General features: G+C 61.2%; 21 protein-coding genes and 1 tRNA gene. 13 read left to right on the forward strand and 9 right to left on the reverse strand.

Annotated features, from left to right (window positions below; all coding sequences use genetic code 11):
* Positions 1-26: 26 nt before the first annotated feature.
* The gene (locus ACROHD_RS08770; protein ID WP_432677261.1) at positions 27-287 is read right to left on the reverse strand and encodes a DUF1330 domain-containing protein; all 261 of its coding nucleotides are present in this window, start codon (positions 285-287) and stop codon (positions 27-29) included.
* Between the two features lie 119 nt (positions 288-406).
* On the opposite strand from ACROHD_RS08770, the gene ACROHD_RS08775 reads away from it, so the two are divergent.
* Positions 407-1,276, forward strand: a complete 870-nt coding sequence (locus ACROHD_RS08775; RefSeq protein ID WP_432677262.1) for a LysR family transcriptional regulator — start codon at positions 407-409, stop codon at positions 1,274-1,276.
* A gap of 105 nt (positions 1,277-1,381) precedes the next feature.
* Positions 1,382-2,089 (forward strand): hypothetical protein, encoded by a 708-nt coding sequence (locus ACROHD_RS08780; protein WP_432677264.1) that lies wholly within the window; start codon positions 1,382-1,384, stop codon positions 2,087-2,089.
* Between the two features lie 10 nt (positions 2,090-2,099).
* Here the strand turns inward: ACROHD_RS08780 and ACROHD_RS08785 are convergent, their stop codons facing one another.
* Both ACROHD_RS08785 and ACROHD_RS08790 read right to left on the reverse strand, forming a co-directional pair.
* Entirely contained in the window at positions 2,100-2,801 is a 702-nt protein-coding gene (locus tag ACROHD_RS08785) for a response regulator transcription factor (protein ID WP_432677265.1), read from the reverse strand.
* Entirely contained in the window at positions 2,798-4,726 is a 1,929-nt protein-coding gene (locus tag ACROHD_RS08790; RefSeq protein ID WP_432677267.1) for a hybrid sensor histidine kinase/response regulator, read from the reverse strand. Before ACROHD_RS08790 ends, ACROHD_RS08785 begins: the two co-directional genes overlap by 4 nt.
* A gap of 205 nt (positions 4,727-4,931) precedes the next feature.
* Here ACROHD_RS08790 and ACROHD_RS08795 point away from each other — a divergent pair, with 205 nt between their 5' ends.
* From ACROHD_RS08795 to ACROHD_RS08835, 9 genes are all read left to right on the forward strand, one after another.
* On the forward strand, positions 4,932-6,908 hold the full coding sequence (locus ACROHD_RS08795; protein WP_432677269.1) for an AMP-binding protein: 1,977 nt from the start codon (positions 4,932-4,934) through the stop codon (positions 6,906-6,908).
* A gap of 2 nt (positions 6,909-6,910) precedes the next feature.
* Positions 6,911-7,726: an ABC transporter ATP-binding protein gene (locus ACROHD_RS08800; protein WP_432677333.1), complete on the forward strand. Its 816-nt coding sequence runs from the start codon at positions 6,911-6,913 to the stop codon at positions 7,724-7,726.
* Positions 7,727-7,827: 101 nt separating this feature from the next.
* Positions 7,828-8,838, forward strand: coding sequence for a branched-chain amino acid ABC transporter permease (locus ACROHD_RS08805; RefSeq protein ID WP_432677271.1), 1,011 nt, complete (start codon positions 7,828-7,830; stop codon positions 8,836-8,838).
* A gap of 4 nt (positions 8,839-8,842) precedes the next feature.
* Positions 8,843-9,061, forward strand: coding sequence for a hypothetical protein (locus ACROHD_RS08810; protein WP_432677273.1), 219 nt, complete (start codon positions 8,843-8,845; stop codon positions 9,059-9,061).
* Positions 9,062-9,064: 3 nt separating this feature from the next.
* Positions 9,065-10,141: a branched-chain amino acid ABC transporter permease gene (locus ACROHD_RS08815; protein ID WP_432677274.1), complete on the forward strand. Its 1,077-nt coding sequence runs from the start codon at positions 9,065-9,067 to the stop codon at positions 10,139-10,141.
* Positions 10,142-10,228: 87 nt separating this feature from the next.
* Positions 10,229-11,512, forward strand: a complete 1,284-nt coding sequence (locus ACROHD_RS08820) for an ABC transporter substrate-binding protein (RefSeq protein WP_432677276.1) — start codon at positions 10,229-10,231, stop codon at positions 11,510-11,512.
* Between the two features lie 77 nt (positions 11,513-11,589).
* Positions 11,590-12,450, forward strand: a complete 861-nt coding sequence (locus ACROHD_RS08825; RefSeq protein ID WP_432677277.1) for an ABC transporter ATP-binding protein — start codon at positions 11,590-11,592, stop codon at positions 12,448-12,450.
* Between the two features lie 14 nt (positions 12,451-12,464).
* Entirely contained in the window at positions 12,465-13,661 is a 1,197-nt protein-coding gene (locus tag ACROHD_RS08830; RefSeq protein ID WP_432677279.1) for a phenylacetate--CoA ligase family protein, read from the forward strand.
* A 33-nt stretch (positions 13,662-13,694) separates the two neighbouring features.
* Positions 13,695-15,764, forward strand: coding sequence for a peptidoglycan-binding protein (locus ACROHD_RS08835; protein WP_432677280.1), 2,070 nt, complete (start codon positions 13,695-13,697; stop codon positions 15,762-15,764).
* 114 nt (positions 15,765-15,878) lie between these two features.
* Here the strand turns inward: ACROHD_RS08835 and ykgO are convergent, their stop codons facing one another.
* Both ykgO and ACROHD_RS08845 read right to left on the reverse strand, forming a co-directional pair.
* The gene (ykgO, locus tag ACROHD_RS08840) at positions 15,879-16,004 is read right to left on the reverse strand and encodes a type B 50S ribosomal protein L36 (RefSeq protein ID WP_012177066.1); all 126 of its coding nucleotides are present in this window, start codon (positions 16,002-16,004) and stop codon (positions 15,879-15,881) included.
* Between the two features lie 66 nt (positions 16,005-16,070).
* Positions 16,071-16,145, reverse strand: a tRNA-Val gene (locus ACROHD_RS08845).
* A 136-nt stretch (positions 16,146-16,281) separates the two neighbouring features.
* Between ACROHD_RS08845 and ACROHD_RS08850 the strand changes: the two genes are divergently transcribed.
* Positions 16,282-17,157, forward strand: coding sequence for an N-formylglutamate amidohydrolase (locus tag ACROHD_RS08850; RefSeq protein WP_432677282.1), 876 nt, complete (start codon positions 16,282-16,284; stop codon positions 17,155-17,157).
* A 42-nt stretch (positions 17,158-17,199) separates the two neighbouring features.
* Here the strand turns inward: ACROHD_RS08850 and ACROHD_RS08855 are convergent, their stop codons facing one another.
* The 4 genes from ACROHD_RS08855 to ACROHD_RS08870 form a co-directional block, all read right to left on the reverse strand.
* A complete protein-coding gene (locus tag ACROHD_RS08855) occupies positions 17,200-18,453 on the reverse strand; it encodes a DNA polymerase IV (RefSeq protein WP_432677283.1) in 1,254 nt (417 codons plus the stop codon).
* A gap of 66 nt (positions 18,454-18,519) precedes the next feature.
* Positions 18,520-20,841, reverse strand: coding sequence for a transketolase (locus ACROHD_RS08860; protein ID WP_432677284.1), 2,322 nt, complete (start codon positions 20,839-20,841; stop codon positions 18,520-18,522).
* A gap of 62 nt (positions 20,842-20,903) precedes the next feature.
* Positions 20,904-22,016 carry a glycine cleavage T C-terminal barrel domain-containing protein gene (locus tag ACROHD_RS08865; RefSeq protein ID WP_432677286.1) on the reverse strand — a complete coding sequence of 371 codons (1,113 nt, stop codon included), beginning with the start codon at positions 22,014-22,016 and terminating at the stop codon, positions 20,904-20,906.
* 54 nt (positions 22,017-22,070) lie between these two features.
* Positions 22,071-23,273, reverse strand: coding sequence for a methionine gamma-lyase (locus tag ACROHD_RS08870; RefSeq protein WP_432677287.1), 1,203 nt, complete (start codon positions 23,271-23,273; stop codon positions 22,071-22,073).
* 110 nt (positions 23,274-23,383) lie between these two features.
* On the opposite strand from ACROHD_RS08870, the gene ACROHD_RS08875 reads away from it, so the two are divergent.
* A complete protein-coding gene (locus tag ACROHD_RS08875) occupies positions 23,384-23,839 on the forward strand; it encodes an Lrp/AsnC family transcriptional regulator (RefSeq protein WP_432677288.1) in 456 nt (151 codons plus the stop codon).
* The last annotated feature ends 107 nt before the right edge of the window (positions 23,840-23,946 follow it).

The following is a 23,946-nucleotide window of genomic DNA, read 5'->3' on the forward strand; positions in this document are numbered from 1 at the left end:
ACGCTTCGCGCCGGGGCCGATCCCTATCACCCAATCAGCAGAATTTCCGAGTCTCCCGCAGCATTCCGCTTTGCGTGGATCGGTGCAAGATCGGGGTCGTTGATCCAGCCAAGCGCCGCATCCCGATCCGGGAATGACAGCAGCGCCATCATGTTCGGTGCAGGGCCGTCGCCCTCCAAAAGCGTCGGGTTTGGTGAGGCCGTGACAACTGCGCCGCCGTGGCGGGACAAGGCATCGGCGGCCTGAGCGCGGTAGGCGGCCAGCATCTCGGGATCTGTGACAGTCATTTTGGCAATCGCGTGAATCATGTTCGCTTTCCTGTGTTGCGTTGATGGACACAAGATGGACTGTCCCTAACCAAGCGAAAACGCGTGATTTATCCTACACAATATGCGAATACGCATGTATGGTGAATTGGGACGATCTGCGCACCGTGCTGGCCCTTGTCCGGCATCGCACCCTTGCCGGGGCGGGGACGGCGCTTGGCCTGAACTACACCACTGTGGCGCGGCGGATCAGCCGGGCTGAGGAGGCACTTGGCACAGTGCTGTTTGATAGGCTGGCCGATGGCTATGTTCCGACCGAGGCAGCGTTGGCCGTGGCGCGCAATGCCGAACGGATGGAACTGGCCGAGTTTGACCTGACCCGAGAGGTTGCAGCGCGCGATGAAACACTTGCTGGTCAGTTGGTGATCACCGCCCCGCAATTGCTGATCGGTCCCTATCTCGCCCCGATCATGGCGCAGTTTTCACAAGCGCATCCCGAGGTGGAACTGGTCGTCCGCGCCACGAATGAACTGCTGGACCTGACCCGACGCGAGGCCGACCTCGCGATCCGCATCAGCCGCGATCCAGGTGATGACCTGATGGGGTTGCGGCTTGCGGAACAGCAGACCGCCAGCTTCGCCTCACCCGATCTGGCCGCACAGATTGCAGAAGCCCCCCAGATGCAGATTCCATGGGTCAGTTTCGTGTCCATGACAACGCCACCAAAGGTGTCACTGGAAGCCTACCCCAATGCCTATATCCGCATGAAGTTCGATGATGTGGTGCCAGTGATCGGTGCCGCACGAGAGGGGCTTGGCGTCGCACGGTTGCCCATGTTCATCGGACGCAGAGAGCCGGGTCTGGTGCAGGTTCCCCTCCTGCCGCCGCAGCCTTATGCCGATATTTGGCTTGTCGGGCACAAGGATGTATGGCGGGCGGCCAAGCCCCGCGCGTTCCGGGACATGCTGGTCCCCTATTTCAGGGCAAGGCGCGGGGATTTCGTGGCCTAGCAGAACCGCCTTGTCTTTGGCTGTTCCTTTGAGCACGCTGATTATCCCTTGATTTATGGATGCCATACGGCATTTCTACGCCGGTTATTAACCAAAGGACAAATCATGAAGCCTACCCCCCTGATCGCCGCTTTCATCGGTGCTCTCAGCATGACGCAAGCAGCGCAGGCCGACATATTTTCGCAAACCTCCACCTTTTCCGGTGACCTTTGCGCCACCGATGTGGATGGCGCGGGGGACTATGACGACTGCGCGACCATCGCGGGGAATACCGGGGTGCGCGGAGTTTATGACTTCGTTCTGACCGGCCTGAATCCTGATGCACAAGGCGACGTGACGATCCGGCTGACATCGCCGGATGCGGATCTCTTTGCCGATCCCGGTGCGAACAACCCGAATGAAAGGTTTCGTCTTCTGATCGAGGGGGCGAATTTCGGGCTTCTGTTCGACGGTTCTGAAGCAGATGAGGCGCGGGTCAATGCCAGTCTGGCGGCCAGCGTGCAGCAGAATATCATCGGTGCCACCGGCTCTGCATCTGCCCTCGATCTTAGCTTTGACCTGCCACGCACCGCTATTGCGCCCTTCCTTCAGGATGGAGAACTGATTGTCCGGCTCGATTTCCGGGAAGACGGCAATATCAACCGCTTCGCCGACCCCACAGTGACCGTAAGCTATGAAGTGCCCGATGCCATGCCCGCGCCGGAATTGGCCGGATTGGCGGCAGAGGTCGCACAGCTAAGAGCGGTGGTGGAGCGGCAGACACAGGTCATCGAAGATCTGACGCGCGCGATTGAGGCATTGCAGAGCCGCTAACGGGCGCCGTTCAATCCCACTTCACATCGCCAAGGAAGATATAGCCCGCGCCATAGATCGTCTTGATCAGGCGTGGGTTCTTTGGGTCTTCCTTCAACTTGGTGCGCAAGCGGGAAATGCGGACATCCATGGCCCTGTCAAAGCTTTCACCTGCTGCACCGCCCAAAGCCTCTTGCATCTGCTGGCGGCTGATCAGGCGCTTGGGGCTGTCAAGGAAGAGGCGCAGAACCTCGCCCTCCGCATGGGAAAAGCTAACCTCCTCACCGGCTTCGTCTTCCATCACGTAGCGATCGAAATAGGCTGTCCATCCTTCGAAACGGGCGATGTCTGACTGGGCCGGGCGGCTGCGCGTGTCGCGCAGGCGGGCGCGGACACGAGCCACGACCTCGGCGGGATCGAAGGGTTTGATGATGTAATCATCGGCCCCCAGTTCCAGCCCGGTCACACGGTCCTGCACCTGCGCACGGCCCGAGATGATGATGATCGACGCACCCGATTCAAGCGCCAGCCGGTGCACAACGGCCAAGCCATCGCGATCCGGCAATCCAAGATCGACAAGGCACACATCCGGCGTTGTCTTGCGCAAAGCCGCCTCGAACTCGGTCGCGCGTGAATAGGCTGCTGTGCGGAACCCGGCCTCGGTCAATGCCTCCGAGAGCATCAGCCGGATTTGGGGTTCGTCATCCAGAATGGTGACCAGCGGTTCGCTCATGCCTCATCCTCCTGCGCCAGTATGGCGTGAAGCTGACCGCTGTCGAAGGGTTTCGACAGAACGGGCCAGCACGCCGCACCCCGTTGCCGCAGCGGATGCGCGTCGGGCAGCGACGTCATAAGGGCCAGCTTCAGGTCAGGTCGCCGCCGCGCAAGGCGGGCCAGCAGGTCGACCCCGGTTGTGTGGCCCGACAGCTTGATATCTGACAGAACCATATTGATGGCGGGCAAATCGGCCAGCGTGTCAGCTTCGGCAAAACTGGCGGCCTCGATCACCTGATGGCCCATGTCGGTCAGCATCTCGCGCACGGACACGCGCAGGTCGGGCATATCCTCGACAAGCAGGATCAGCATTGGTGTCGCTTCTGACAGGGGGACAGCGCGGAAGGGCAGCCGATACGTGACACGCGCGCCCTCTCGGTGATTTTCCAGCCGCACATTGCCGCCAGAGAGCTTGGCGAAGTCAAAGACCATCGACAGGCCAAGCCCGGATCCTGCCTGACCCTTGGTGGTAAAGAACGGGTCGAGTGCGAATTCCAGCGCCTCCTTCGAAAAGCCGGGCCCGGTGTCTTCTACCACGATGTCCAGCCAGGTATCTCGCACCTTCTGGGCGCGAATACGGATCTCGCCCCCCTCCGGGCCAATCGCATCGCGGGCGTTGAGCACAAGGTTGAGCAAGCTGTCCTGCAAAGATCCCTCATCCAGCAACAGCAACGGATCCGGCACGTTCTGGGTGATGGACAGGCGGATATTGTCCGACAAAGGGGCGCGGGCCAAAGCCTCGAAGGTCTCGAAGAAGCGGCGCATATCGACCGGGGCCGGATGCAGTTCACGCGGGCCGGAAATACGCGCGATCCGGTCCAGCAGAGTTCCGCCGCGGCGGGCGGCAGCGGTGGTGGCGCTGGTCAGTTCCTGCGCCGCGTCTGGTAGGTCCATTCTGGCCAGACGGCTCTGCAATCCGAGAATGATGGTCAGCAGATTGGAAAAGTCATGCGCCATTCCACTGGTCAGCTGTGCGGCCAGTTCGCGTTTGTTGGTCTGGATCAGGACCGCGCGGGCCTGCGTTTCCTCGGTCACGTCGGTGGACAGCAGGTAAACGCCGTTGATTGGCCCGTTTTCTCCCACCCGGTCGGGGGTAAAGGCGGTGCGGATGCGGCGGCCTGAATCCTCATCGGTGAATTCAAGGACGCTCGAGTCCCCCTGCATGGCCCGGTCCAGATGCGGCCGCAGGCGACGAGATGTCTTGATCCCAAGCGCCTCGTCAAAGGGCAGGCCCACAATCTCATTCGATCGTCCCGGCAAGACCGAAGACAGGCGGCGATTGGTAAAGGTGTAGACGCCATCGGTATCCACATGGCCGATATGGGCCGGTGTCATTTCCGTGGTCAGGCGGGTGCGCGCCTCCATTTCGGCCAATCCGCGCTTGGCCTCTTCCAACTGGGCGATGGTGGCGGCGAGCTGGCGGTTGGTGCGGGCCAGTTCCTCGGCATGGGTCAGAAGCTGATCGGACAACTCTTCTGATCGCGCGCGCAGAAGGGACTCCTGGCTCTTTATGCTGGTAATGTCGGTATAGACCGTGACCCACCCGCCCTCTGGCAGCGGGCTTCCCTCGACGCTGATCATCCGCCCATTGGATCTGCGGCGTTCCATATAATGTGGCTCGAACGCGCGCGCTTGCTCCACGCGGCCGGTCACAAACGCTTCGGGGTCGTCCACCTCGCCATATTCGCCGCGCTCTACCAGAAAACGGATTGTATCGCGAAATGTCGCACCGGGGGTGACCAGTGCTTCTGGCAGGTCGAACATGGTCTGGAAGGGACGGTTGCATACGGCGAGTTTCAGGTCGCGGTCATAGATCGTGAGAGCCTGTTGAATAAGGTTCAACCCGGCGCGCGTCATATGCGCAGTGGCGTCTGATCTTGCCATCGCTAAAGCTCCTTCCACCCATCCGCTACACGCTAGGTTCCCCCGCGCCAAGACCCGCCAGCCGCTTGTTACAATTCGTTAGAATTGGGCAAAAGTCAGGTAAAAATTGACGACCAACCATTGCGGCAACACGGTGGACTGGCGGATTCGCATTTGCCTGACAACCGCGTAGGCGTCGGGATGACCGGCGAAGGGAGGACAAAACTTGGCTCAGATCAAAGCGGTTTCGGGCGTGCCTGAATCCGTTCCTGCGTTGCTCGCTAGGAACGTTGCACAATTCGGAAGCAAGCCCGCCTATCGGGAAAAGGAATTCGGGATTTGGCAGACCTGGACCTGGGCGGAAGCGGCCGAGGAAATCCAGGCAATTGCCTATGGGTATCTCGCGCTTGGCGTCGCGAAGGGCGACCATGTCGCCATCGTGGGCCGCAACCGTCCGGCCATGTACTGGTCGATGGTTGCCGCGATGAAGGTGGGGGCAGTGCCGGTGCCCATGTATCAGGACGCGGTGGCCGAAGAGATGACCTATGCGCTGGACCATTCCGGCGCCCGCTTTGTCGTTTGCGGCGATCAGGAGCAGGTCGATAAGGTGATCGAGGTGCAGGAAACCGTGCATCAGATCGAACACATCATCTACCAGGATTCCCGCGGTCTGCGGAAATATGACCACACCAAGCTTCACGCGCTGGCGGATATTCAGGCCGATGGTCGCGCTGCGCATGAACGGTTCGAAGCGGAACTGGCTGAACGTGAAGCGTCGCTGAAATACGACGACACCTGTGTGATGCTCTACACCTCGGGCACCACCGGCAAGTCCAAGGGCGTTGTGCTGTCGAACCGCAATGTAATCGAAACCGCGCGCGCTTCATCCGAGTTCGACAGCCTGCGGCCTTCTGATGAAATTCTTGCGTATCTGCCGATGGCGTGGGTGGGTGACTTCATCTTTTCCATCGGTCAGGCCTACTGGACCGGCTTCTGCACCAATTGCCCGGAATCACCGGAAACGATGATGACCGACCTGCGAGAGATTGGGCCGACCTATTTCTTCGCTCCGCCCCGCGTGTTCGAGACGACGCTTACGAACGTTATGATCCGAATGGAAGACGCGGGCACTTTCAAGCGCAAGATGTTCCACAAGTATATGGACCACGCCAAGAAAGTCGGTCCCGCTCTGCTGGACGGCAAGCCGGTCAGCTTTGGCGACAAGCTGAAATACTGGATCGGTGACAAGCTGATCTATGGCCCGCTGAAGAATACGCTCGGATTTTCCCGCGTGCGCGTGGGCTACACGGCGGGTGAGGCGATCGGGCCCGAGATCTTTGAATTCTACCGCTCGCTCGGCATCAACCTCAAACAGCTTTATGGCCAGACGGAAGCGACGGTGTTCATCACGCAGCAGCCTGATGGCGAAGTGCGCGCCGATACCGTGGGCGTTCCCAGCCCCGGTGTGGAAATCAAGATTGGCGACAGCGGCGAGATCTACTACCGCAGCCCCGGCACATTCGTGGAATACTACAAGAACCCAGAAAGCACCGCCGACACCAAGGACCCGGAAGGCTGGGTCGCGACGGGCGACGCTGGCTTTATCGAGGAGGGTTCTGGCCACCTGCGGATCATCGACCGCGCCAAGGACGTTGGCAAGATGGCCGATGGCCGTCTCTTCGCGCCGAAATACGTGGAAAACAAGCTCAAGTTCTACCCGAATATCCTTGAGGCCGTGGTCTTCGGGAACGGGCGCGACATGTGCACCGCCTTCATCAACATCGACCTGGCCGCCGTCGGCAACTGGGCTGAGCGTAACAACATTGCCTATGCGTCCTATCAGGAACTGGCGGGGCACAAGCAGGTTCTGGACACGATCCAGTCCCATGTCGAAGAGGTCAATAAATCCGTCGCTCAAGACCCGATGCTGTCGGGTTGCCAGGTGCATCGTTTTCTTGTTCTCCATAAGGAACTGGACGCCGATGACGGCGAGATGACCCGGACCCGCAAGGTGCGCCGCCGCATCGTCGAAGAGAAATTCGCCGATCTGATCGACGCACTCTACTCCGGCAAGTCCGAGCAATATACCGAAACCGAAGTGACCTACGAAGATGGTCGCAAGGGCAAGATCACCGCCACGCTGGAGATTCGCGACGCCGCCGTCGTGGAGGCCGCGGGCCAGGCGCAGGTGGCCGCAGAATGACCATGATGCATTACGAACCCTATGTGACCTCCGATGGTCGAACCATCGGTAACACTATGATGGAAATGAAAAACATCACGCTGCGCTTTGGTGGTGTGGTGGCGATCAAGGACATTTCCTTCGACATCCGCGAGGGCGAGATCCGCGCCATTATTGGCCCGAACGGGGCCGGAAAGTCCTCGATGCTGAACGTCATCTCGGGCTTCTACAAGCCGCAGGAAGGTGAGGTCTGGTTCCACGGTGAAAAGCGCGGCCCGATGAAGCCCTTCGAAGTGGCCCGGCAGGGCATCGCCCGCACCTTCCAAAACATCGCCCTTTTCGAGGGGATGACGGTTCTGGACAACGTGATGACCGGCCGCCTGAACCACATGTCCGCAAGCTTTCTTGATCAGGCGATCTGGTGGGGCAAGGCCGAGCGGGAAGAGGTAGCAAACCGCGAAAAAGCCGAGGAAATCATTGACTTCCTTGAAATTCAGTCGATCCGCAAGACGCCCGTGGGCCGCCTGCCTTACGGTCTGAAAAAGCGGGTGGAACTGGCGCGCGCGCTGGTCGCGGAGCCCAAGCTCCTGCTGCTCGACGAACCTATGGCGGGCATGAACGTCGAAGAGAAAGAGGACATGAGCCGCTTCATCCTCGACGTGAATGATGAATACGGCACCACAATCGCGCTGATCGAGCACGACATGGGCGTGGTCATGGACCTGTCCGACCGCGTCGTCGTGATGGATTACGGCAAGAAGATCGGTGACGGCACACCCGACGAAGTGCGGTCCAACCAGGAAGTTATCGACGCCTATCTGGGGGTCAGCCATGACTGATTTCGCCCCGAAGATGGGGGGGTGCCAACCGCACACCCCCTGTACACCCCCCGGACACCACCCGTGCAGACAAAATGCGCCCATGACGAGCGGAGGCCACCATGCCTGAACAACTAGTCTTTGCCATGGAGGTCTCGCTCAACGGCCTCATGACCGGGGTGATGTATGCCCTCGTCGCGCTGGGCTTCGTGCTGATCTACAAGGCCTCCGGCATCTTCAACTACGCGCAGGGCGTGATGGCGCTCTTTGCCGCGATGACGCTGGTCGGCATCCAGGAGGGCCGGGTGCCCTTCAGCCACCTGATCAACGCGATCTTCGGGACCGAGTTGCATTACTTTAGCTGGCACAGCGACGAACTGATTCAGCAAGCACCTTGGATCGTGATGTCCATCCTTCTGACTGTTGCGGTGATGATCTTCTTTGCCTGGGCCGTGCAGAAAGTGGTCTTCAAGCACCTTGTCGGGCAGGAGCCGATCATCCTGTTCATGGCCACCATCGGCCTCGCCTATTTCCTTGAAGGTGTGGCCGACCTGATGTGGGGGTCCGAGATCCGCACGCTGGATGTGGGTCTGCCGCAGGGCATCAACCTTGCCATCGACGAAACCACCTACAACTGGTTCGGCTACGGATTCTTCATCGACAATCTCGATATCGTGGCGTCCATCGTGGCTGCCGTGCTGGTGGCCGGTCTGGTGGCCTTTGCGCAATACACCAAGCAGGGCCGCGCCATGCGCGCCGTGGCCGATGACCACCAGGCGGCGCTGTCGGTTGGCATCTCGCTCAACTTCGTGTGGATCCTGGTGTGGTCGCTGGCGGGCTTCGTGGCGCTGGTCGCCGGCATCATGTGGGGCAGCAAATCGGGCGTTCAGTTCAGCTTGTCGCTGATTGCGCTGAAGGCGCTGCCGGTTCTGATGCTGGGCGGCTTCACCTCGATCCCCGGCGCCATCGTGGGCGGGCTGATCATCGGTGTGGGCGAAGCCCTGTTCGAATTCGCCATTGGCCCGATGATCGGCGGCGCGACCGAAAACTGGTTCGCCTATGTGCTGGCGCTCGTCTTCCTCGTCTTCCGGCCGCAGGGCCTGTTCGGCGAGAAGATCATCGAGAGGGTCTGACCCGATGCGCAAGCTGATTGCCATCATCAACGTGATTTCGTGGTCAGGGTTCTGGGCCTTCGGGTACCTTGCCCTGACCGCGGAACAGCCTGACAGCCAGCAGACGCTGATTGCCCTTCTTCTCGCTGCGGCGGGGATGCTGGCAGGTGTCTGGGCTTATCTGAAACTTTCGAAGGGACAGCAGTTGCCCCATCATCCCATGCAAAACCGGTCGGAGGTTTGATCCATGTTCTACCGTGAAGCCGGCGATTTCAAAACCAGCTACTCCGCCGATAACCAGACCTTCCCGATCGCGTTCGACCGCTGGCGTTATTACGTTGTGCTGTTTGTCGCCATCGTGATCATTCCGATGACAATCTCGGATTACTGGGCCAACTCTCTGCTGCTGCCCTTCCTGATCTATGCAATTGCGGCGCTTGGGCTGAACATCCTGACCGGCTATTGCGGGCAGGTCAGCCTTGGCACCGGCGGGTTCATGGCCGTGGGGGCCTATGCCACCTACAAGCTGATGACGGCATTCCCATGGATGGACATGGTCAGCGTGACCCTGTTGTCAGGGCTGGTGACGGCCATCGTTGGCGTGCTGTTTGGCTTGCCATCGCTGCGCATCAAGGGGTTCTACCTTGCGGTGGCGACACTGGCGGCGCAGTTCTTCCTGGTGTGGTTGTTCAACCGGGTGCCGTGGTTCTACAACTATTCGGCTTCGGGCCAGATCAACGCCCCTGAACGCAGCATGTTCGGCATGGCGGTGACAGGCCCCAATGCCGAGGTCTGGGTCAAGTATCTGTTCTGCCTGTTCTTCGTGATCGTGCTGGCCTGGATTGCGCGCAACCTGACCCGCGGGTCGGTGGGCCGCCAGTGGATGGCCATTCGCGACATGGATATCGCAGCCGAGATCATCGGGGTGAACCCGCTGAAATCCAAGCTGACCGCCTTTGCCATCTCGTCCTTCTTCGTGGGCGTTTCTGGGGCGCTGCTGTTCTCGGTCTACCTGGGTGCGGTCGAGGTGGGCGAAGCCTTTGGCATTCAGAAATCGTTCCTGGTTCTGTTCATGATCATCATCGGCGGCCTTGGCAGCATCTTCGGCAGCTTTGCGGGCGCGGCCTTCATGGTTTTGCTGCCGGTGTTTCTGAAGATCATCGGAGTGGACATGCTGGGTTGGCCCACGGATATCGTGGCGCATATCCAGCTGATTATCGTGGGGGCCCTGATCGTGATCTTCCTGATCGTGGAGCCGCACGGGCTGGCGCAGCTTTCGCGCCTGGCGAAAGAGAAACTGAGACTCTGGCCGTTCCCGCACTAAGGCGGGGCCAGCCAACACTGGCCGGGATCAGGAGGAAGATCCCGGCGACAAAAGAACATCGGACAAAACCAAGGGAGGACCTTACCGATGAAGAAACTGGCAACAATGGCACTGGCTGGCCTTATGGCCGCAGGGCCCGCGATGGCGGATCTCGTATTCCCCTCGCTGTCCTACCGGACTGGCCCCTACGCGGCAGGCGGCATTCCGTTCGCCGACGGCTATGCCGACTATTTCACGCTGCTCAACCAGCGTGATGGCGGCATTGGTGGCGTGATGACCAACGTCATCGAATGCGAAACCGCCTACAACACTGAGCGTGGCGTGGAATGCTACGAGGCAACCCGTGGCGAAGGCGCGCTGGTCTATCAGCCGCTGTCCACTGGTATCACCTATCAGCTGATCCCCCGTGTGACCGCGGACGGCATCCCGCTGCACTCGATGGGCTATGGCCGGACCTCTGCCGCCAACGGCGAAGTGTTCGAGTGGGTGTTCAACTACCCGGGCAACTACTGGGATTCGGCATCGGTGATCGTGAACTACCTGCTGAGCCAGAACGAAGGCTCGCTTGAAGGTCAGAAGATCGCGCTGCTCTACCACAACTCGGCCTATGGCCGTGAGCCGATCCGCACCCTGGAAGTGCTGTCTGAACAGCTTGGTTTCGAGCTGGTGCAGCTGGCCGTCGATCACCCTGGTCAGGAACAGGGCAACCAGTGGCTGACCATCCGCCGCGAGCGTCCGGACTATGTTGTGATGTGGGGCTGGGGCGTCATGAACCAGGTTGCGGTTCAGGAAGCTGCCAACATCCGTTTCCCGATGGACCACTTCATCGGCAACTGGTGGGCCGGTGCGGAACATGACGTGACGCCTGCTGGCGAAGCCGCTGACGGTTATCTGTCGCTGAACATGAACGGTGTGGGCGACCTGCCGGTTCTGGATGAAATCCAAGAGCATGTGATCGACGCCGGGCTGGCTGCCGGTGACGGCTCGAACCTGGGTTCGGTTCTCTACATCCGTGGCATGTATGCCGCGATGCTGGCCGCCGAAGCTGCTGCAACGGCGCAGGAAATGCACGGTGTGGCCGATATCACCCCGGCGATGATGCGTGACGGCATGGAAGCGCTGAACATCACCGAAGAGCGCATGGTTGAACTGGGTATGCCCGGTGTTGGCCCGGCGTTCGAAGTGTCCTGCGCCAACCATGGTGGTCCCGGCATGGGCCGTATCCAGCAGTGGAACGCCGCCGACCAGCAGTGGGTGACTGTCACCGACTTCATCGCGCCTGACGACTCTGTCACGCAGCCGCTGATCGAGGAAGACTCGGCCGCCTTCGCCGCCGAGAACGGCATCGAGCCGCGCGATTGCGGCATGTAATCGGCTGTCGAGCCACATGACATCTCCGGCGGCGGCCTGACGCTGCCGCCGGACCTTGAGATCAAAGGTTGAAGAACATGCTGGATCAGGTTCACGAAGTGCACGGAGACGGGTTCGCCCCCGAAGACCAAGGCGCGGAAACGCTGCTGGAGGTCAACAATATCGAGGTGATCTACAACCACGTGATCCTCGTGCTCAAGGGCGTGAGCCTGAAGGTGCCCAAGGGAGGCATCACGGCGCTGCTTGGCGGTAACGGTGCGGGCAAAACCACGACGCTGAAAGCCATTTCCAACCTGCTGCATTCCGAACGCGGCGAGGTGACCAAGGGCAGCATCAGCTACCGCGGTGAGCGCGTGCAGGATCTGTCGCCTTCCGATCTGGTGGATCGCGGTGTGATCCAGGTGATGGAAGGCCGCCACTGTTTCGAACACCTGACCGTCGAGGAAAACCTGATGACCGGCGCTTATACGCGCAAGGACGGGAAGGGTGCAGTCGCTGCCGACCTCGAAATGGTTTACACCTATTTCCCCCGACTGAAAGAGCGCCGCAAAAGCCAGTCCGGCTATACGTCGGGCGGCGAACAGCAGATGACGGCCATTGGCCGCGCGCTGATGAGTCGACCGGAAACCATCCTGCTGGATGAGCCTTCGATGGGTCTGGCGCCGCAGTTGGTGGAACAAATCTTCGGCATCGTGAAAACGCTGAACGAGGAGGAAGGCTATACTTTCCTTCTGGCGGAGCAGAACACCAACGTGGCGCTGCGCTTTGCCCATTACGGCTACATCCTGGAATCGGGTCGCGTGGTGATGGACGGCCCCGCGAAAGAGCTTCGCGAGAACCCGGATGTGAAGGAATTCTATCTCGGCATGTCCGATGAAGGCCGCAAGAGCTTTCGTGATGTGCGGTCCTACCGCCGCCGCAAGCGGTGGCTGGCGTAATGAGGGACGGTGCCGTGAGTACGTATTTCGATACCTTGGAAACCCGAAGCGCCGATCAACGCGCCAGCGAGCAACTGGCAGCGGTGAACGCGCAGATTGCCCGCGTGGCGGCGTCGGGGGCAGGCATGGTGGACGCCGCGCCGCTATCCGACCTGTCAGAGCTGAGCAAGCTGCCGGTCCTACGCAAGTCGACCCTGTCGGGCTGGCAACAGCAAAACCCGCCCTTTGGCCAAATCGCCGTACAGAACGTGGCGCATATCTTCCAAAGTCCCGGCCCGATCTATGAACCGGGCGGGATCAGCCATGACTGGTGGCGCATCGGGCGGTTCCTGACCGCCGTTGGCATCGGGTCGGACGATATTGTTCAGAATTGCTTTGGCTACCACCTGACGCCTGCTGGCATGATCTTCGAAAGCGGCGCGCGCGCCGTAGGGGCCACCGTGGTGCCTGCGGGCACCGGCCAGACCGAATTGCAGGTCCGCGCCGCCCATGACATCGGCACCACTGCTTATGCAGGCACGCCCGATTTCCTGAAGGTGATCCTCGACAAGGCCGACCAGATGGGCCTGAGCCTGAAGATCACCAAGGCGGCCGTTGGCGGAGGGGCACTGTTCCCGAGCCTGCGCCAGGAGTATGCCGATCGCGGCATTCTGTGCCTGCAGAACTATGCCACTGCCGATCTGGGCAATATCGCCCATGAAAGCGCGGCGCAGGAGGGCATGATCGTCGATGAGGGCGTGATCGTGGAAATCGTCCGCCCCGGCACGGGCGACCCCGTTGCGCCTGGCGAGGTCGGCGAAGTCGTGGTGACGACGCTTAATCCCGATTACCCGCTGATCCGCTTCGCAACCGGTGATCTGTCTGCCGTAATGGCGGGGGAAAGCCCCTGCGGCCGGACCAATATGCGGATCAAGGGCTGGATGGGCCGCGCCGACCAGACCACCAAGATCAAGGGGATGTTCGTGCGCCCCGAACAGGTGGCCGATCTGGTCGCACGTCACAGCGATGTGGGCCGCGCCCGTGTCATTGCCGAGCGTGAAGGCGAGATGGACGTGATGCTGGTGCAACTGGAAACGGCAGGCACTGACGGAAGCGTTTATGAACAAACTGTCCTGGATACGCTAAAGTTAAGGGGGCGAATCGAGCTCGTTCCCGCTGGCAGCTTGCCGAATGATGGAAAAGTCATCGAGGATCGGCGCAGCTACGAATGATCTCGTCCGCCTCATTTGAAGGAGGTTTGAGCCATGAAATCATTTGTAAAAGCCCTGTTGTTGATGGGTGTCGCCATGCCGGCGGGGGCCGATACGGCCCTTGTCGTGGGAACCGTCGATGCGGCCTCAACCACGAGTTACGGTGCCCCTCGCTATCTTGGAACGGCCCTGACCCAGCTGGATCAGGCCGGGTTTGAGCTGATTTCCGCCCTTGATGCAGATGCAGCTACCTTACGCCAACTGGTCACACGGCTGGTCACCGCCGATGAACAGGACACGCTGGTTATCGCTCTGTCTGGCCGCTTCGTCAGCCATGGCGGGCTTAGCTGGTTCCTGGGCCGCGATGCTGGTCAGCAGGATCTGGGCAGCGTGTCTGGCGCGGGCATACCCGTACAGCTTTTGATGGATATTGCGGCGGCGTCATCGGCACGGTCGGTCATCCTGCTGGCCCCTGAAAATCAGGGCATTGCCCTTGGGGCCGGACTGCAAGACGGGCTCGGCCCGCTGGCGGTGCCAGAGGGCGTGACGCTTGCCACCGGGCATCCCGCGTCGGTCGCGCGGTTCCTGCGCAGCGATCTGTTGACGCCGGGCCGCCCCCTTCGCGATGCTTTTGCCGCTGCCCCCGGCATGACCGTCGTGGCGCTGGACGATCCCTTTGTGCCGTTCATTCCGGCCCCCGTTGTGACCCCTGTCGTGCCCGCCGATGAGCAAGCCTATTGGGACGCGATGTCGACGCTGGACAATGTCTTTGCCTATCGCGCCTATCTGAACCGCTACCCCGCCGGTTACTACGCCGCACAGGCACAGGCTCGCATTGCCGCACTGGAACCGCCTGCGCCGCAGCTGACTCCGGAAGAGGCTGAGAATGCCCTTGGTCTGTCGCGCGAAGACAAGCGCAACATTCAGCGCGATCTGGCGGTCCTGGGCTATTACAACAGCGGTATTGACGGTCTGTTCGGCCCCGGTACGCGTGGTGGCATACGACAGTGGCAGCAAGCAAACGGGTTGCAGGTCACCGGCTATCTCGATGCGGCTCAGATTACCCGGCTCAGCGATCAGGGCGATGTCCGGCGCGAAGAGATCCGCGCGCAGGATCTGGCCTATTGGAACCAGACCGGCCAGGGCAGTGACGAGGCGGGTCTTCGGGCCTATCTGGGTCGTTATCCCAACGGTCAGTTCGCGCAGCTTGCCCGTCAACGGCTGGATGCGATCGAGGCGGAACAGGCCCGTCAGGCCGATATCGCCTTTTGGAACCAGACCGGGCGTGGACAGGATGAAGCCGGGCTGCGCGCCTATCTGGGGCGCTATCCAAATGGTGAGTTCTCTCAGCTCGCACGCCAACGCCTGAACACCATTCTTGCGCAGCAGGAAGGGCAGGCGTGGCAGCTGGCGCAGGCGCGCGATACGATCGCGGGCTATCGTGCCTATCTGAACGACTATCCCAACGGCCTGCACGCGCAACAGGCGCAGCAACGTCTGGCGCAGTTGCAGCAGGCTGCGGGCGAACCCGCCGCGTGGCAGCAAGCACAGGCCCGCGACACAATCCCGGCCTATCGCCAGTATCTGAACGACTATCCGAACGGGGCCCATGCGGTGCAGGCACAGCAGCGGATCAATGCCATTCGAGCGGATAATCAGGCGTGGCAGCAGGCCGAGGCGGCAGACACGATCCCGGCCTATCGCGCCTATCTGAACCAATATCCGAACGGGCGTCATGCATCTGATGCGAGCAACCGGATCGATGCGATTCGCGCCGATAATCAGGCATGGCAACAGGCCGAGGCTGCGAACACCGTGCAGGCCTATCGCCAGTACCTCAACCGTTTTCCCAATGGTCGTCATGCGACCGAAGCACAGCAGCGGATTGATGCGCTGGCCCCGCCGCCTTCTGGCGGCATTCCCTTGAATCTGGGCCAGCGGGTTGCGGTGGAACGGGCGCTGGACAATCTAGGGTTCAATCCCGGGGCTGCGGATGGCACCTTTACCGCCCAGACCTATGACGCCTTGCGTGCCTATCAGCAGGCGCGTGGGTTGCCCGTTACCGGGGTTGTAGATGCGGTGACCGCAGCAGCGCTGTTGGTTGAAGGAATGGCCAACAACTGATGCAGGATCCGGCCCGGTGCGACTCATATGCGCCTTGGCCGGATCTTGGACAGAACAAAGAAAAGCGCCGCAGGGATGACCTGCGGCGCTTTTGCATGCGAAATCTGCTGTGGCTCAGCCCTGGCGGGCTTTGAACCGGCGCTGCGTCTTGTTGATGACGTAGACACGGCCCTTGCGGCGCACGACGCGGCAATCGCGGTGACGCTGCTTGAGCGAGCGGAGCGAGTTCTTGACCTTCATCTGGCCTCTCCTTCGTCGCGGCGCGGCGATGCGCCTTTGGGTTAACCCCTTGTTACCAAGGGAAGATGGTGGGCGATACTGGGATCGAACCAGTGACCCCTTCGATGTCAACGAAGTGCTCTACCGCTGAGCTAATCGCCCCCGAAATCGCAACGACCAGGCCGGCACATACATGCCAGCCGCGGCCCCTGCCACGTTGGGTAGGCGGTCTATAAAAGGAGTCGGGAAGGTGTTCAAGGGCTTTTGACAGCACAAAATTCGGGTAATGATAAATCCCATGACCGAGACCACCGAATACCGCGCAGCCTATCGGCTTGAAAGACCTGAAACCCAGGTCGGATCGGTTATCGTTGCGTCGCCCCATTCCGGGCGCCACTACCCGTGGAGCTTCATTCGCCGGACAGTTCTGGACGAACGGGCGATCCGGTCGTCTGAGGACGCCTTCGTTGATATGCTGGTCGCGGAGGCCCCGGCGCTAGGCGCACCTCTGCTGGCAGCCGAATACCCCCGCGCGTTTCTGGATCTGAACCGGTCGAATGATGAGCTGGACCCTGCGGTAATCGACGGGGTGCGGCGCAGCGCCGTGAACCCGCGCATCAGTTCGGGGCTCGGGGTGATCCCACGGGTCGTGGCGGGTGGCCGTGTGATCTATCGCGGCAAGCTGAGCCAGGAAGAGGCGGAGGAGAGGATCGACAAGGTTTGGCATCCCTATCACGCCTGCCTTGAAGGGCTGGTGCGTGAGACGCTGCAGGATACCGGCGAGGCGGTGCTGCTCGACTTCCACTCGATGCCGAACGAGGCACTGGACACGCTCTCGCGCAATCCTGGACAGGCGCGGCCTGACGTGGTTCTGGGTGACAGGTTCGGTGCGTCGGCGGGGGCGGGTATCGTCGATCGCCTGGACGCAGGATTTTCCGCCGCCGGGCTGGTGGTCAGCCGTAACAGCCCCTTCGCCGGAGCCTATATCACGCAGCATTACGGGCGACCGTCGCGGGGGCGCCACGCCGTGCAGATCGAGATCAACCGCTCGCTATATATGAACGAACAGCTGATCCGCCCGAATGGCAATTTCCAAAGCGTCAAGAAACTGGTGACCGGGGTGCTGCGCCAGATGATCCGGGGCGAGGATGCCTTGCCGATGGCGGCGGAGTAGGGGACGCGGTTTCGAAACCGCGTGCTGGCGCTGCGCGCGCCGTTAGCGCAGCGATCGCCCCTTCAGGATCGCGTCGCCCCCGAATTTCTTACGAATCTCATCTGCCGCGCGTTCGGCCTTGATGCGGGATGCTTCCTGTGGGTCCAGAAGATTGCCGGACCGGTCGGCCATATCCTCTGACAGCAGATCCGCCAGCCCCACACCGATCAGCCGGTAGGGTTTCGTATGGGGGGCAGTGTCGAACAGCTCTTTCGTGGCGCGGTAGATTCGGTCGGCGATCTGGGTAGGGTCGCTGAGGCTGCGCCGCCTGGTGATCAGCTGAAAGTCAGATCGCTTCAGCTTCAACACCACCACACGCCCGGCCAGCCGCTTGGCTTTCAGCCGGTCCGACACCTTCTCGGCCAGCCGCCACAGGTGCCCGTCCAGCAAATCAGGATCGGCTGTGTCCTCGAAAAACGTCGTCTCCGACGAAATGCTTTTCATCGGCGCATCGCGGCTAACGCGCCGCCGGTCCTGCCCGCGCGCCAGATGCCACAGCCGGTCCCCCATCGACCCGAAGCGTGCCACCAGATCTTCCCGGTCCCACCGGCGCAGGTCGGCGAAGGTGCGGATGCCCACCTTGTCGAGTGATGCCTGACCGGCCTCGCCGATACCCCAGATCATGCGCACCGGTTTCTGTTCCAGAAAATCCATCGTCTCGGCCTGTCCGATCACCGAAAACCCGCGCGGCTTGTCGAGGTCAGAGGCGATCTTGGCGAGAAACTTATTGTGGGACAGGCCGATGCTGCCGGTAATGCCGATCTCCTCCTTCATGCGCTTGACCAGCCGCGCCAGCATCACGGCGGGCGGGCGGCCATGCAGCCGCGCGGTGCCAGTCAAATCCATGAACGCCTCATCGAGCGACAGGGGTTCGATAGAGGGCGTCATCTCCTCGATCATCGCGCGGATTTGTTTGGAAACGGCGGCATAGACCTCCATCCGGCCACGCACGACGACTGCTTCGGGGCAAAGCTCCAGTGCTTTGAACATCGGCATGGCCGACCGCACGCCCTTGATCCGAGCGATATAGCAGGCGGTCGAAACCACACCCCGCTTGCCGCCGCCAATGATCACGGGCTTGTCGCGCAGGTCTGGATTGTCGCGCTTCTCGACCGAGGCATAGAAGGCGTCGCAATCCATATGCGCGATGGAGAGATCAAACAGCTCCGGGTGTGACACGATCCTTGGCCGTCCGCAGGCAGGGCAGCGGGCGCCGGTCTCAAAAGGGGTCAGACAGTCACGGCAAAGCGATGGCATGGCGCTAGTCTACAGTGCCCTTGCGACGACCGGAATGCGAAAAGGGCCGGGGCGATGGGGGGCCAGTCACCGTGGTTGCGCGCCCATGGTCAGCCGGATCGCGGAATCGGCCAGCGCGTTCCGGTCCAGCCGGAAGTGCTGGTAGAGATCGCCTATGGTGCCGGTCTGGCCGAAATGTTCCACCCCGTGTGCAATGGTGCGGTGCCCGGCAACCGACCCGAGCCAGCCAAGCGTGGCGGGATGGCCGTCCAGCACGGTGACCAATGTGCAATGGGCGGGCAATGGGTCGAGCAGCCGCTCGATATGGGCGGTCGCCGCCAGGTTGCCACGTGCACGTTCTCGCTGAGCGGCTGTCCATCCTGCATTAAGTCGGTCCGCCGAGGTCACGGCCAGAACGCCCACGTCCCGCCGTGCGCCGCCGATCATGCCCGCCGCCGCGATAGCCTCATCCGCCACGGCCCCCTGATAGGCGATCACCACATCGCAATTCGGCCCTGGCGGGCGCAGCCAATAGGCGCCGTCAATCGCACCCTGCCGGAAGGCGTTGTCATGACGTTTGCCGGGCTGTTCCAGCGGCTTGGTCGTGAGCCGCAGAAAAACCGATCCACCCGTTTCATCGCGCAGCCATGTGCGCTCATCCGGGTCGCCCTCTCCGTCGCGTTGCAGGTAGTCGAAGGCCCATTCCATGATTACCGCAAGTTCGTCGGCAAAGGCGGGTTCGAAACTGGCCAACCCGTCCTGTGCCATGCCGGTGAGTGGTGTGCCGATGGACTGATGCGCGCCGCCCTCGGGGGCGAGCGTGACGCCCGAGGGCGTGCCCACAATCATAAACCGCGCGTCCTGGTAGCAGGCATAGTTCAGCGCATCGAGGCCACGATGGATGAACGGATCATAGACAGTGCCAATGGGGATTAGCCGCTTGCCGAACAGGCTGTGCGACAGCCCCGCCGCGCCCAGAAGCAGGAAGAGGTTCATTTCCGCAATGCCAAGCTCGATATGCTGGCCCTCGGGCGCGAAGTTCCATTTCGCGGTGGAGGGGATGCGATGTTCGATGAAGGCATCGGTCTGGGCCTTGCGGGCAAAAAGCTTGCGTCGGTTCACCCAAGGTCCGATCGAGGTGGTGCCGGTCACATCGGGCGAAGTCGTGACGATCCGGCTGGCCAGCGTGCTGTCACCCTTCGCCAAATCGTCGAGGATCTTGCCGAACGCGGTCTGGGTCGAGATCTCTCGATCCGTGGAAATGGAAATCGCGGGCGCGGGCAGTTGGTCATCGCAATAGCGCCGCGCACCCTTGGCGAAGAACGGCACCTTGGACAGATAGGCGCGGAAGGCGTCGGGGTTCTGGATGGTTGCAAGCGGCTCCCATTCCTCTCCCTCGGTCACGCCCATATGCGCCTGCCACCCGGCCATTTGCGCCTTGGTCATCAGGCCGCCGTGGTTGTCCTTGTGTCCCGCTATCGGCGTGCCCCAGCCCTTGATTGTATAGGCCAGGAAGCAGGTTGGCCGGTCATGGTCGATGGCGGCGAAGGTCTCGGCCATCGTTTCCACGCAATTGCCGCCGAGGTTTTCCATCAGCGCCGCAAGTTCGCTGTCGGACCGACGCTCGATCAAAGCCGTCACATCGCCCTGATCCCCCAGATCGTCCATCAGCCGTTTGCGCCAGACCTCACCGCCCTGATAGGTCAGCGCCGAATATTCCGCGTTCGGGCAGGCGTCGATCCAATTGCGCAAGGCGTCGCCGCCCGGTTCCTCAAACGCAGCGCGTTGCAGGGTGCCGTATTTCACCCGCACCACGTCCCAGCCGAAGGCGTCGAAAATCTTCTCAACCCGGCCGAACAGCCCCTCACGCACGATCCCGTCCAGCGACTGGCGGTTATAGTCGATAATCCACCAGCAATTGCGCAGATCGCTCTTCCAGCCCTCTTGCAGGGCCTCGTAGATATTGCCCTCGTCCAGTTCCGCGTCGCCAACCAGCGCAACCATGCGGCCAAGCGGCAGGCCGGCGCCCCAGTCCTTGGCGGCGATATAGTCCTGCACCAGCGACGCGAACGAGGTGATGGCAACACCGAGCCCGACAGACCCGGTGGAGAAATCCACATCATCCACATCCTTGGTGCGGGACGGGTAGCTTTGCACCCCACCAAGCCCGCGAAAGTTTTCCATCCGCGCGCGGTCGAGATTGCCCATCAGATACTGCATCGCATGAAAGACAGGCGAGGCATGAGGCTTGACCGCCACCCGATCCTCTGGCCGCAGGGCCGAGAAATAGAGCGCCGTCATGATCGACACCATCGAAGCAGAACTGGCCTGATGCCCGCCGATCTTGATCCCGTCCACCTTGGGGCGGATGTGATTGGCGTTGTGGATCATCCAGTGCGACAGCCACAAAAGCCGCTGTTCAACCGCTTAGAGATGGGTCAGGTCGGTGGTCATGACGGTCCTCAGGAGGCTCAGATAAAGGGTATGCCGGTCTGGCGAACCGTATGGTCCTGCCCACCGACCCGGACGTGAAGCGGCGCAGTCGATCCCGCCAGATCGGCCCGGATCAGCGCAACGCCGATAGTCTTGCCAAGCCGAGGGGAAAAGGCGAATTCGCTGACGGTTCCGACCTCGTCTTCGCCCTGGCCAAGCGGCACCGGATGACCTGGCGGTGTCGGGTTGCCGTCGATGATCAGGCCAATACGGGTGCGGGTGGCGGCAGATTGCGCCATCCGTTCCAGCGCCGCGCGGCCGATGAAGTCATGGTCGCTGGTCAGGTCTATCAGCGGGCCAAAGCCCATCTCAAACGGATTGGCGCGGTGATCCTGCCAGCGCATGTCGGCACCATAGGAAATCAGCCCGCTTTCCAGTCGCTCAATGTCGTTAGGGGCGCCCGGGCCGATCCCGAACTCCTGCCCGGCTTCCCTGACCTTGTCCCACAGGGCCATACCGCAGAGGCTGTCCTGCAGATAGAGCTCGTACCCGCCCTGCTTTGACCAACCAGACCGCGCCAGAACCAGTGGAATTCCGTCAAGATCGGTCTCAGCAAAGCCAAAATACTTAAAGTCCCGAACCTGCTGTCCAAACAGCTTGGCGGCCAGATCAACGGCTTTGGGCCCCTGGATGGCAAGTGGCGAGACATCGGGTTCAGAGACCTGAACATCCCAGCCCCGTTCGCGCCCGATGGCGGCTGCCCAAAGATGAATGTCGCTGTCGGCAACCGACAGCCAATAGCGGTCTTCGGAGAGTTTCAGCAGAACCGGATCATTGATCAGCCAGCCGTCATGGTCACAAAGCGGCACGTAACGCCCCTGACCGATTCGGGTTTTCGCCAGATTGCGCGGGGTCAGATACTGCGCAAGGCGTCCCGCATCCGGTCCCGACAGTTCCACTTGCCGCTGTGCCGCCACATCCCACATGGCAACACCGTTGATCAGGCGGTCATACTCGGCTTCAGGGTCACCGAAATGGCCGGGGATCAGCATGTGATTGTAGACCGAGAAGCTGCGCACTCCGTCGCGAACCGTTGCGTCGAAATAGGCGGATTTGCGCAGGTTGGGGCCGATGCCGATGTGAAAGGTCATGTGTCTTCCTGATGCTGAGTCGAAGTTGGTCGCAGTCTAGGGCTATAAGCGGTGTCAGCCAGCTACAACACTCAGCCTTGGGGACAAGGCGCCGTGGAGATCGGCAAGGATATCTTCCACATCCTCCAGCCCCACCGACAGCCGGATCAACCCGTCGCTGATGCCATGTTCTGCCCGTTCTTCGGGCGTGTAGGTGGAATGGGTCATCGAGGCGGGGTGCTGGATCAGGGTTTCTGCATCGCCAAGCGACACGGCCCGCGCGATCATGCCAAGGTTGTTCATCATCCGCCGACCGGCATCCATCCCGCCTTTCAGTTCAAACGCGATCATCGCACCGGGCTGTGTCATCTGCTGCTTGGCCAAAGCGTGCTGATCAAAGCTTTCCAGCCCAGGGAAGTGCACCTTGGCGACCTCTGGATGACCTTCCAGCCAGTTCGCAACCACTTGGGCAGAGGCACAATGCCGGTCCATCCGAAGCGCAAGCGTCTTCAGTCCGCGCATAATCAACATCGCGTTGAAGGGCGCCATCACGGCACCTGTCATGTCCTTCATGCCGACAAGCCGGATTTCGGTGATCTGCTCGGCCCGGCCCACGACGATGCCTGCCACAAGGTCGCCGTGCCCGCCCAGATACTTGGTGGCCGAATGCAGCACCAGATCAGCGCCAAGCGCTATCGGGCGGGTCAGGTAGGGCGTGGCATAAGTGTTGTCGACGACAACCTGCGCGCCTCCTGCATGGGCGATCTTGGATACCGCAGCGATATCCACCAGCCGCATATTGGGGTTTGCGGGGGTTTCGAAATAGACCACGCGGGTGCGGTCGGTCATCGCTGCGGTCAGGTTGTCTGGTTCGGTCAGGTCGACATGGGTGATGGTGATCCCGAACTTGCGCAGCCCGTGATGCATATAGGCGAAGGTGCAGCCATAGAGTGTCTTGTCCACGATCACCTCATCGCCCGGTGACAATAGCGTCCACAGGACCGATGTGACCGCTCCCATGCCCGACGCCAGGGCCAGACCGGCCTCGGCCCCTTCCAGCGACGCCATGCGCTGTTCCAGCAGGTCGAGCGTCGGGTTTGATATGCGCGAATAGATGTGACCGGCGCGTTCCCCGGCGAACAGCTCGGCCCCGACCTCGGCGGTTTCAAAAGTGAATGTCGATGTCAGATGCAGCGGCGGCGTCAGGGCCCCTTCATTCTGCAAGGGGTCGTATCCGGTGTGGATAGCGCGTGTGGCGAAGCCTTTGGGATCGGTCATCTGGGAATCTCCTGTTTGGGGCAGGATATTTCTGAACTTACATCCAGATATTGCGAAATATGCCAATAGATGAATACTATTTGGCATAAACTGCCATTATGAGAGCCGATATGGACGAAAAAGACCGCCAGATCATTCGCACCCTGCAACGCGACGGCCGAATGTCGAATCAAGACCTGGCCGAAGCGGTCAGCCTGTCGCCCTCTCCTTGCTTGCGCCGGGTGCGCATTCTGGAAAAAGCGGGCGTCATCCAGGGATATTCGGCGCGTGTGGATGCCAAAGCCTATGGGCTGCCGATCACCGCGTTCGTTCGCATTCAGCTGGAACGCCATGATGAAGCCACCGTTCAGACCTTTGAACGAGAGGTCGGCCGGATGGAAGAAGTGCTGGAATGCCATGTCATGACCGGCCAGACCGACTACCAGTTGCGGGTCGTTGTCGCGTCGCTCGATGAATACGAAGCGTTCATTCGGGCGCGCCTGCACCGCGTTGGCGGTATCGGGTCCATCGACACCAGCTTCGCCTATGGCACCGTAAAGGACAGCATGGTGTTTCCCGTCATCTAGTGGCCATCACCGGAACGGCCCTAGGTGGATCGCGCCCTTTGATGTTGACTCAGCGCGGGCAGATGCTTAACAAAGCAATCAAATGCGGCCTTGCGCTGCGCACGGTA

Source organism: Nioella aestuarii (genome assembly GCF_050896395.1).
GTDB lineage: Bacteria > Pseudomonadota > Alphaproteobacteria > Rhodobacterales > Rhodobacteraceae > Nioella > Nioella aestuarii.